This is a genomic window from Providencia sp. PROV076 (assembly GCF_028483405.1).
GTDB classification, from domain to species: domain Bacteria; phylum Pseudomonadota; class Gammaproteobacteria; order Enterobacterales; family Enterobacteriaceae; genus Providencia; species Providencia huaxiensis.
This window is the reverse complement of record NZ_JAMPRR010000023.1, coordinates 1-9,981: the sequence shown is the minus strand read 5'-3', so window position 1 is coordinate 9,981 and position 9,981 is coordinate 1. Positions and strand designations below refer to the sequence as shown.

The following is a 9,981-nucleotide window of genomic DNA, read 5'->3' as shown; positions in this document are numbered from 1 at the left end:
GGCTCTGTTGCAAAGATTGGCGGCAGTCAGAGGTAGGCTGTCGCTCTGCGCCGATCAGGCGGCTGCTGCGAAATGGTGGTTGAGCATGCCCATGGCCTCCGTCAGCGCCGAGGGCCCAATGCCAAAAGCTCTCTCCACAAGGCGCACCTCGCCCCTGATGCCGGGCTGCAGGCACCAGGGGCGAGCCTGTCCTTTGCGCAGGGCTCGCATGACTTCGAATCCCTTGATCGTGGCATAGGCCGTGGGGATCGATTTGAAACCGCGCACCGGCTTGATCAGTATCTTGAGCTTTCCGTGATCGGCCTCGATCACGTTATTGAGATACTTCACCTGCCGGTGGGCCGTCTCCCGGTCCAGCTTTCCTTCGCGCTTCAATTCGGTGATCGCTGCACCATAGCTCGGCGCTTTGTCCTGATGAATCCCCTAATGATTTTTATCAAAATCATTAAGTTAAGGTAGATACACATCTTGTCATATGATCAAATGGTTTCGCCAAAAATCAATAATCAGACAACAAAATGTGCGAACTCGATATTTTACACGACTCTCTTTACCAATTCTGCCCCGAATTACACTTAAAACGACTCAACAGCTTAACGTTGGCTTGCCACGCCTTACTTGACTGTAAAACTCTCACTCTTACCGAACTTGGCCGTAACCTGCCAACCAAAGCGAGAACAAAACATAACATCAAACGAATCGACCGATTGTTAGGTAATCGTCACCTCCACAAAGAGCGACTCGCTGTATACCGTTGGCATGCTAGCTTTATCTGTTCGGGCAATACGATGCCCATTGTACTTGTTGACTGGTCTGATATCCGTGAGCAAAAACGGCTTATGGTATTGCGAGCTTCAGTCGCACTACACGGTCGTTCTGTTACTCTTTATGAGAAAGCGTTCCCGCTTTCAGAGCAATGTTCAAAGAAAGCTCATGACCAATTTCTAGCCGACCTTGCGAGCATTCTACCGAGTAACACCACACCGCTCATTGTCAGTGATGCTGGCTTTAAAGTGCCATGGTATAAATCCGTTGAGAAGCTGGGTTGGTACTGGTTAAGTCGAGTAAGAGGAAAAGTACAATATGCAGACCTAGGAGCGGAAAACTGGAAACCTATCAGCAACTTACATGATATGTCATCTAGTCACTCAAAGACTTTAGGCTATAAGAGGCTGACTAAAAGCAATCCAATCTCATGCCAAATTCTATTGTATAAATCTCGCTCTAAAGGCCGAAAAAATCAGCGCTCGACACGGACTCATTGTCACCACCCGTCACCTAAAATCTACTCAGCGTCGGCAAAGGAGCCATGGATTCTAGCAACTAACTTACCTGTTGAAATTCGAACACCCAAACAACTTGTTAATATCTATTCGAAGCGAATGCAGATTGAAGAAACCTTCCGAGACTTGAAAAGTCCTGCCTACGGACTAGGCCTACGCCATAGCCGAACGAGCAGCTCAGAGCGTTTTGATATCATGCTGCTAATCGCCCTGATGCTTCAACTAACATGTTGGCTTGCGGGCGTTCATGCTCAGAAACAAGGTTGGGACAAGCACTTCCAGGCTAACACAGTCAGAAATCGAAACGTACTCTCAACAGTTCGCTTAGGCATGGAAGTTTTGCGGCATTCTGGCTACACAATAACAAGGGAAGACTCACTCGTGGCTGCAACCCTGCTTACTCAAAATCTATTCACACATGGTTACGTTTTGGGGAAATTATGAGGGGATCTCTCAGTGCTCAGCATGTTTGAGTGCTTTACTCGCCGCGGGTTGAGAAATATGTAAAACTTCAGCCGCACGCGTTAAGGAACCACAAGTCATTACAGCATAAAAGATATCGAGATGTCTTAATTTCATTCCATGTAGCCTACTGATTATTTATTTCTACGGACTATTCTAACGAATAAAGTATAAATAATCAGATATACTCGTCATAATTCAAATTTTGGTTTAGTTGTCACGAGAATTAATTCGTAAACGTGCAAGCTAAATAGATTGACTAGGGGAATATACGGGGTAAGAAAGCGGCTCGGCATACTGCCCTATAATAAATTGTTAGGAGAAGTACGCCGAGTAGTGTGTAGCTATTAGGTAAAGTATGTACCAATTTCAATAAATATTTTAATTAAGATACTGTTTGAAATATCAACAATAAAGGCACCGACCATAGGAACGACAAGGAAAGCTTTATGTGATGGTCCAAATGCTTTTGTGACTGTTTGCATATTCGCAATTGCTGTTGGTGTTGCTCCCATACCAAAGCCACAGTGACCCGCGCTGATCACGACAGCATCATAATCTTTGCCCATCATTTTGAAGGTGACAAAGCAGGCAAATAGCACCATGACAACAGTTTGTACAGCAATGATAATTAATACTGGCCCTGCCATGCTTGCCAATTGACCAAATTTTAATGACATTAACGCCATTGCCAAGAAAAGCGATAAAGCAACGCTACCTAATACATCGACGGTCGGCTCAAACACTTCGTGTTTAAATACATGAGTCAGTGTATTACGGATAATAATACCGACAAATAAACACCAGACAAAAGTAGGCAGTTGCAGAAAAGTATCTTTAAACAATGCACTGATATAGCCACCAACAACAATACAGATAATCAGCATTGAAATGGTTTCAATAACGTTATTTGCATTGATTTTTCTTTTGACGCTTGGTTGCTCAAAAGCTTCAACGATAGTGTCGCGCTCTTGCTCGGTTGTTTTAGGAATAGAGACCTTTTTCAAAAGATGACGGGCAACAGGGCCGCCAACTAAACCACCCAACACTAATCTTTTATCTAATCTAGACATCATTAATTCCTAATTTTTGTTGACACTCTATCATTGATAGAGTTATTTTACCACTCCCTATCAGTGATAGAGAAAAGTGAAATGAATAGTTCGACAAAGATCGCATTGGTAATTACGTTACTCGATGCCATGGGGATTGGCCTTATCATGCCAGTCTTGCCAACGTTATTACGTGAATTTATTGCTTCGGAAGATATCGCTAACCACTTTGGCGTATTGCTTGCACTTTATGCGTTAATGCAGGTTATCTTTGCTCCTTGGCTTGGAAAAATGTCTGACCGATTTGGTCGGCGCCCAGTGCTGTTGTTGTCATTAATAGGCGCATCGCTGGATTACTTATTGCTGGCTTTTTCAAGTGCGCTTTGGATGCTGTATTTAGGCCGTTTGCTTTCAGGGATCACAGGAGCTACTGGGGCTGTCGCGGCATCGGTCATTGCCGATACCACCTCAGCTTCTCAACGCGTGAAGTGGTTCGGTTGGTTAGGGGCAAGTTTTGGGCTTGGTTTAATAGCGGGGCCTATTATTGGTGGTTTTGCAGGAGAGATTTCACCGCATAGTCCCTTTTTTATCGCTGCGTTGCTAAATATTGTCACTTTCCTTGTGGTTATGTTTTGGTTCCGTGAAACCAAAAATACACGTGATAATACAGATACCGAAGTAGGGGTTGAGACGCAATCGAATTCGGTATACATCACTTTATTTAAAACGATGCCCATTTTGTTGATTATTTATTTTTCAGCGCAATTGATAGGCCAAATTCCCGCAACGGTGTGGGTGCTATTTACCGAAAATCGTTTTGGATGGAATAGCATGATGGTTGGCTTTTCATTAGCGGGTCTTGGTCTTTTACACTCAGTATTCCAAGCCTTTGTGGCAGGAAGAATAGCCACTAAATGGGGCGAAAAAACGGCAGTACTGCTCGGATTTATTGCAGATAGTAGTGCATTTGCCTTTTTAGCGTTTATATCTGAAGGTTGGTTAGTTTTCCCTGTTTTAATTTTATTGGCTGGTGGTGGGATCGCTTTACCTGCATTACAGGGAGTGATGTCTATCCAAACAAAGAGTCATCAGCAAGGTGCTTTACAGGGATTATTGGTGAGCCTTACCAATGCAACCGGTGTTATTGGCCCATTACTGTTTGCTGTTATTTATAATCATTCACTACCAATTTGGGATGGCTGGATTTGGATTATTGGTTTAGCGTTTTACTGTATTATTATCCTGCTATCGATGACCTTCATGTTAACCCCTCAAGCTCAGGGGAGTAAACAGGAGACAAGTGCTTAGTTATTTCGTCACCAAATGATGTTATTCCGCGAAATATAATGACCCTCTTGATAACCCAAGAGGGCATTTTTTACGATAAAGAAGATTTAGCTTCAAATAAAACCTATCTATTTTATTTATCTTTCAAGCTCAATAAAAAGCCGCGGTAAATAGCAATAAATTGGCCTTTTTTATCGGCAAGCTCTTTTAGGTTTTTCGCATGTATTGCGATATGCATAAACCAGCCATTGAGTAAGTTTTTAAGCACATCATCATCATAAGCTTTAAGTTGTTTCTCTTGGATCAATTTGCTGACAATGGCGTTTACCTTACCAGTAATGTATTCAAGGCTAATTTTTTCAAGTTCATTCCAACCAATGATAGGCATCACTTCTTGGATAGGGATAAGGTTTTTATTATTATCAATAATATAATCAAGGTGATGCTGCCAACTTACTGATTTAGTGTATGATGGTGTTTTTGAGGTGCTCCAGTGGCTTCTGTTTCTATCAGCTGTCCCTCCTGTTCAGCTACTGACGGGGTGGTGCGTAACGGCAAAAGCACCGCCGGACATCAGCGCTATCTCTGCTCTCACTGCCGTAAAACATGGCAACTGCAGTTCACTTACACCGCTTCTCAACCCGGTACGCACCAGAAAATCATTGATATGGCCATGAATGGCGTTGGATGCCGGGCAACCGCCCGCATTATGGGCGTTGGCCTCAACACGATTTTCCGCCATTTAAAAAACTCAGGCCGCAGTCGGTAACCTCGCGCATACAGCCGGGCAGTGACGTCATCGTCTGCGCGGAAATGGACGAACAGTGGGGATACGTCGGGGCTAAATCGCGCCAGCGCTGGCTGTTTTACGCGTATGACAGGCTCCGGAAGACGGTTGTTGCGCACGTATTCGGTGAACGCACTATGGCGACGCTGGGGCGTCTTATGAGCCTGCTGTCACCCTTTGACGTGGTGATATGGATGACGGATGGCTGGCCGCTGTATGAATCCCGCCTGAAGGGAAAGCTGCACGTAATCAGCAAGCGATATACGCAGCGAATTGAGCGGCATAACCTGAATCTGAGGCAGCACCTGGCACGGCTGGGACGGAAGTCGCTGTCGTTCTCAAAATCGGTGGAGCTGCATGACAAAGTCATCGGGCATTATCTGAACATAAAACACTATCAATAAGTTGGAGTCATTACCCCCCGGACGAGTGGGAATCCATGGTAGGGATTTTTACCGAAATGGAAGAACACTATTAGGGGGCACCTCAGAAAACGGAAAATAAAGCACGCTAAGGCATAGCTGACCTTGCCAGGCCTGCTTCGCCCTGTAGTGACGCGATCAACGGGCAGGAAACATTCCCCTTTCGTGCATGGCAGGCGCACACGAGTTCAGACAGCACGGTTTCCATGCGCGCCAAGTCGGCCATCTTCTCGCGCACGTCCTTGAGCTTGTGTTCGGCCAGGCTGCTGGCCTCCTCGCAGTGGGTGCCATCGTCGAGCCGCAACAGCTCGGCAATCTCGTCCAGACTGAACCCCAGCCGCTGTGCCGATTTCACGAATTTCACCCGAACCACGTCCGCCTCCCCATAGCGGCGGATGCTGCCGTAAGGCTTGTCCGGTTCCCGCAACAGGCCCTTGCGCTGATAGAAGCGGATTGTCTCCACGTTGACCCCGGCCGCCTTGGCAAAAACGCCAATGGTCAGGTTTTCCAAATTATTTTCCATATCGCTTGACTCCGTACATGAGTACGGAAGTAAGGTTACGCTATCCAATCCAAATTCAAAAGGGCCAACGTATGTCTGAACCACAAAACGGGCGCGGTGCGCTCTTCGCCGGCGGGCTGGCCGCCATTCTTGCATCGACCTGCTGCCTGGGGCCGCTAGTACTGGTCGCCCTGGGCTTCTCCGGTGCTTGGATCGGCAACCTGACGGTGCTGGAACCCTATCGACCGTTGTTCATCGGCGCGGCGCTAGTGGCGCTGTTCTTCGCCTGGAAGCGGATTTACCGGCCCGTGCAGGCATGCAAGCCAGGTGAGGTCTGCGCGATTCCGCAGGTGCGCGCCACCTACAAGCTGATTTTCTGGATCGTGGCCGTGCTGGTCCTGGTCGCGCTTGGATTTCCCTATGTCGTTCCATTTTTCTATTAACCAGGAGTTCATCATGAAGAAACTGTTTGCCTCCCTTGCCCTCGCCGCCGCTGTTGCCCCGGTGTGGGCCGCTACCCAGACCGTCACGCTAGCGGTTCCCGGCATGACTTGCGCCGCCTGCCCGATCACAGTCAAGAAAGCGCTCTCCAAGGTCGAAGGCGTGAGCAAGGTCGATGTGGGCTTCGAGAAGCGCGAGGCCGTCGTCACTTTTGACGACACCAAGGCCAGCGTACAGAAGCTGACCAAGGCCACCGCAGACGCCGGCTATCCGTCCAGCGTCAAGCAGTGAGCCAGCAAGCCAACGACAACAGCGAGAGCCGCTTCATGGGACTGATGACACGCATTGCCGATAAAACCGGCGCGCTCGGCAGCGTCGTTTCCGCGATGGGCTGCGCCGCCTGCTTTCCAGCCCTCGCCAGCTTCGGCGCGGCCATCGGGCTGGGCTTCTTGAGCCAGTACGAGGGACTGTTCATCAGCCGCCTGCTGCCGCTGTTTGCCGCGCTGGCCTTCCTGGCGAACGCGCTGGGTTGGTTCAGTCATCGGCAATGGCTGCGCAGTCTGCTCGGCATGATCGGCCCGGCCATCGTGTTTGCGGCCACGGTCTGGCTGCTCGGCAACTGGTGGACGGCGAACCTGATGTACGTCGGCCTGGCCTTGATGATTGGGGTGTCGATCTGGGACTTCGTGTCGCCGGCGCATCGCCGTTGCGGACCGGACGGCTGCGAACTCCCCGCCAAGCGCTTGTGAAAGACGGCTGACCGTGCGACACGGCGGCCCACACGAATAAGGAACGATGGTATGAGCACTCTCAAAATCACCGGCATGACTTGCGACTCGTGCGCAGTGCATGTCAAGGACGCCCTGGAGAAAGTGCCCGGCGTGCAATCAGCGGATGTCTCCTACGCCAAGGGCAGCGCCAAGCTCGCCATTGAGGTCGGCACGTCACCCGACGCGCTGACGGCCGCTGTAGCTGGACTCGGTTATCGGGCCACGCTGGCCGATGCCCCCTCAGTTTCGACGCCGGGCGGATTGCTCGACAAGATGCGCGATCTGCTGGGCAGAAACGACAAGACGGGTAGCAGCGGCGCATTGCATATCGCCGTCATCGGCAGCGGCGGGGCCGCGATGGCAGCGGCGCTGAAGGCCGTCGAGCAAGGCGCACGTGTCACGCTGATCGAGCGCGGCACCATCGGCGGCACCTGCGTCAATGTCGGTTGTGTGCCGTCCAAGATCATGATCCGCGCCGCCCATATCGCCCATCTGCGCCGGGAAAGCCCGTTCGATGGCGGCATCGCCGCTACCACGCCGACCATCCAGCGCACGGCGCTGCTGGCCCAGCAGCAGGCCCGCGTCGATGAACTGCGCCACGCCAAGTACGAAGGCATCTTGGAGGGCAATCCGGCGATCACTGTGCTGCACGGCTCCGCCCGCTTTAAGGACAATCGCAACCTGATCGTGCAACTCAACGACGGCGGCGAGCGCGTGGTGGCATTCGACCGCTGCCTGATCGCCACCGGCGCGAGCCCGGCCGTGCCGCCGATTCCCGGCCTGAAAGACACTCCGTACTGGACTTCCACTGAAGCGCTGGTCAGCGAGACGATTCCTAAGCGCCTGGCCGTGATTGGCTCATCAGTGGTGGCGCTGGAGCTGGCGCAGGCGTTCGCCCGACTCGGAGCGAAGGTGACGATCCTGGCTCGCAGCACGCTGTTCTTCCGCGAAGACCCAGCTATAGGCGAAGCCGTCACGGCCGCATTCCGCATGGAGGGCATCGAGGTGAGGGAACACACCCAGGCCAGCCAGGTCGCGTATATCAATGGTGAAGGGGACGGCGAATTCGTGCTCACCACGGCGCACGGCGAACTGCGCGCCGACAAGCTGCTGGTCGCCACCGGCCGCGCGCCCAACACACGCAAGCTGGCACTGGATGCGACGGGCGTCACGCTCACCCCGCAAGGCGCTATCGTCATCGACCCCGGCATGCGTACAAGCGTGGAACACATCTACGCCGCAGGCGACTGCACCGACCAGCCGCAGTTCGTCTATGTGGCGGCAGCGGCCGGCACTCGCGCCGCGATCAACATGACCGGCGGTGACGCGGCCCTGAACCTGACCGCGATGCCGGCCGTGGTGTTCACCGACCCGCAAGTGGCGACCGTAGGCTACAGCGAGGCGGAAGCGCACCATGACGGCATCAAAACTGATAGTCGCACGCTAACGCTGGACAACGTGCCGCGCGCGCTCGCCAACTTCGACACGCGCGGCTTCATCAAACTGGTGGTTGAAGAAGGCAGCGGACGACTGATCGGCGTGCAGGCAGTGGCCCCGGAAGCGGGCGAACTGATCCAGACGGCCGCACTGGCGATTCGCAACCGGATGACGGTGCAGGAACTGGCCGACCAGTTGTTCCCCTACCTGACGATGGTCGAAGGGTTGAAGCTCGCGGCGCAGACCTTCAACAAGGATGTGAAGCAGCTTTCCTGCTGCGCCGGGTGAGGACAAGGAGGTGTGCGATGAGCGCCTACACGGTATCGCAACTGGCCCATAACGCTGGGGTGAGCGTACATATCGTGCGCGACTACCTGGTGCGCGGCTTGTTACGGCCGGTGGCCTGCACCACGGGCGGCTACGGCGTGTTCGACGATGCGGCCTTGCAACGGCTGTGCTTCGTGCGCGCGGCCTTCGAGGCGGGTATCGGCCTGGATGCCCTGGCGCGGCTGTGCCGTGCGCTCGACGCAGCGGACGGCGCACAAGCCGCAGCGCAGCTTGCCGTGCTGCGCCAGTTGGTCGAGCGGCGGCGCGCGGCGTTGGCCCATCTGGACGCGCAACTGGCCTCCATGCCAGCCGAGCGGGCGCACGAGGAGGCATTGCCGTGAACGCCCCTGACAAACTGCCGCCCGAGACGCGCCAACCCGTTTCCGGCTACCTGTGGGGTGCGCTGGCCGTGTTGACCTGCCCCTGCCATCTGCCGATTCTCGCCGCCGTGCTGGCCGGGACGACCGCCGGTGCCTTCCTTGGCGAGCATTGGGGTGTTGCCGCGCTCGCGCTGACCGGCTTGTTCGTTCTGGCCGTAACGCGGCTGCTGCGCGCCTTCCGGGGCGGATCATGACGAGTTCGCAGCCCGCCGGATGGACGGCGGCCGAGTTGGCGCAGGCGGCGGCGCGCGGACAGCTTGACCTGCATTACCAGCCGCTGGTCGATCTGCGCGATCACCGGATCGCTGGCGCGGAAGCGTTGATGCGCTGGCGGCATCCGAGGCTTGGCCTGTTGCCGCCCGGCCAGTTCCTGCCGCTGGCCGAGTCGTTCGGCCTGATGCCGGAAATAGGCGCGTGGGTGCTGGGCGAGGCCTGTCGCCAGATGCACAAGTGGCAAGGACCGGCATGGCAACCGTTCCGTCTTGCCATCAATGTGTCCGCCAGCCAGGTTGGGCCAACGTTCGACGACGAGGTAAAGCGGGTGCTGGCCGATATGGCCCTGCCCGCCGAGCTTCTGGAGATCGAACTGACCGAATCGGTCGCATTCGGCAATCCAGCCCTGTTCGCCAGTTTCGACGCCTTGCGCGCCATCGGCGTGCGCTTCGCCGCCGACGACTTCGGCACCGGCTATTCCTGCCTGCAACATCTGAAATGCTGCCCCATCACCACATTGAAAATCGACCAATCCTTTGTCGCCAGGCTCCCGGATGATGCCCGTGACCAAACTATCGTGCGGGCGGTGATCCAGCTCGCGCACGGGCTGGGCATGGA

General features: G+C 53.6%; 12 protein-coding genes and 3 pseudogenes. 10 read left to right on the top strand and 5 right to left on the bottom strand.

Going from position 1 to position 9,981, the window contains the following annotated elements; all coding sequences use genetic code 11:
* Positions 1-54 precede the first annotated feature (54 nt).
* Positions 55-420: pseudogene (locus PSF67_RS15195) on the bottom strand (DDE-type integrase/transposase/recombinase); the annotation flags it as partial.
* Between the two features lie 98 nt (positions 421-518).
* Between PSF67_RS15195 and PSF67_RS15190 the strand changes: the two are divergent.
* Complete coding sequence (locus PSF67_RS15190) at positions 519-1,727, top strand: IS4-like element ISVsa5 family transposase (RefSeq protein ID WP_001352368.1); 1,209 nt, start codon at positions 519-521, stop codon at positions 1,725-1,727.
* Between the two features lie 15 nt (positions 1,728-1,742).
* On the opposite strand, the pseudogene PSF67_RS15185 reads toward PSF67_RS15190, so the two are convergent.
* Both PSF67_RS15185 and gltS read right to left on the bottom strand, forming a co-directional pair.
* Positions 1,743-1,862: pseudogene (locus PSF67_RS15185) on the bottom strand (LysR family transcriptional regulator); the annotation flags it as partial.
* A 230-nt stretch (positions 1,863-2,092) separates the two neighbouring features.
* Positions 2,093-2,800, bottom strand: a pseudogene (gltS, locus tag PSF67_RS15180) (sodium/glutamate symporter); the annotation flags it as partial.
* Between the two features lie 99 nt (positions 2,801-2,899).
* On the opposite strand from gltS, the gene tet(B) reads away from it, so the two are divergent.
* Positions 2,900-4,105 (top strand): tetracycline efflux MFS transporter Tet(B), encoded by a 1,206-nt coding sequence (gene tet(B), locus PSF67_RS15175; protein ID WP_001089072.1) that lies wholly within the window; start codon positions 2,900-2,902, stop codon positions 4,103-4,105.
* A 112-nt stretch (positions 4,106-4,217) separates the two neighbouring features.
* Here the strand turns inward: tet(B) and PSF67_RS15170 are convergent, their stop codons facing one another.
* Positions 4,218-4,472: a hypothetical protein gene (locus PSF67_RS15170; protein WP_432652929.1), complete on the bottom strand. Its 255-nt coding sequence runs from the start codon at positions 4,470-4,472 to the stop codon at positions 4,218-4,220.
* 105 nt (positions 4,473-4,577) lie between these two features.
* On the opposite strand from PSF67_RS15170, the gene PSF67_RS15165 reads away from it, so the two are divergent.
* A protein-coding gene (locus PSF67_RS15165) for an IS1-like element IS1B family transposase (protein ID WP_095033700.1) occupies positions 4,578-5,275 on the top strand; the annotation gives its coding sequence in 2 pieces (ribosomal slippage) (positions 4,578-4,827 and positions 4,827-5,275; 699 coding nt in all).
* Between the two features lie 106 nt (positions 5,276-5,381).
* Here the strand turns inward: PSF67_RS15165 and merR are convergent.
* Positions 5,382-5,816: an Hg(II)-responsive transcriptional regulator gene (merR, locus tag PSF67_RS15160; RefSeq protein WP_000429836.1), complete on the bottom strand. Its 435-nt coding sequence runs from the start codon at positions 5,814-5,816 to the stop codon at positions 5,382-5,384.
* A 71-nt stretch (positions 5,817-5,887) separates the two neighbouring features.
* On the opposite strand from merR, the gene PSF67_RS15155 reads away from it, so the two are divergent.
* From PSF67_RS15155 to PSF67_RS15125, 7 genes are all read left to right on the top strand, one after another.
* The gene (locus PSF67_RS15155) at positions 5,888-6,238 is read left to right on the top strand and encodes a mercuric transport protein MerT (RefSeq protein ID WP_001294663.1); all 351 of its coding nucleotides are present in this window, start codon (positions 5,888-5,890) and stop codon (positions 6,236-6,238) included.
* Between the two features lie 13 nt (positions 6,239-6,251).
* A complete protein-coding gene (gene merP / locus PSF67_RS15150; RefSeq protein ID WP_000732292.1) occupies positions 6,252-6,527 on the top strand; it encodes a mercury resistance system periplasmic binding protein MerP in 276 nt (91 codons plus the stop codon).
* 35 nt (positions 6,528-6,562) lie between these two features.
* Positions 6,563-6,985 (top strand): organomercurial transporter MerC, encoded by a 423-nt coding sequence (gene merC, locus PSF67_RS15145; RefSeq protein WP_001340589.1) that lies wholly within the window; start codon positions 6,563-6,565, stop codon positions 6,983-6,985.
* Positions 6,986-7,036: 51 nt separating this feature from the next.
* Positions 7,037-8,731: a mercury(II) reductase gene (gene merA, locus PSF67_RS15140; RefSeq protein ID WP_000105636.1), complete on the top strand. Its 1,695-nt coding sequence runs from the start codon at positions 7,037-7,039 to the stop codon at positions 8,729-8,731.
* A gap of 17 nt (positions 8,732-8,748) precedes the next feature.
* Positions 8,749-9,111: a mercury resistance co-regulator MerD gene (merD, locus tag PSF67_RS15135; RefSeq protein ID WP_001277456.1), complete on the top strand. Its 363-nt coding sequence runs from the start codon at positions 8,749-8,751 to the stop codon at positions 9,109-9,111.
* Positions 9,108-9,344 (top strand): broad-spectrum mercury transporter MerE, encoded by a 237-nt coding sequence (merE, locus tag PSF67_RS15130; RefSeq protein WP_000993386.1) that lies wholly within the window; start codon positions 9,108-9,110, stop codon positions 9,342-9,344. The genes merD and merE overlap by 4 nt, the downstream gene beginning before the upstream one ends.
* A gap of 35 nt (positions 9,345-9,379) precedes the next feature.
* The coding region (locus PSF67_RS15125; RefSeq protein WP_162622977.1) for an EAL domain-containing protein at positions 9,380-9,981 on the top strand (602 nt) is incomplete at its 3' end.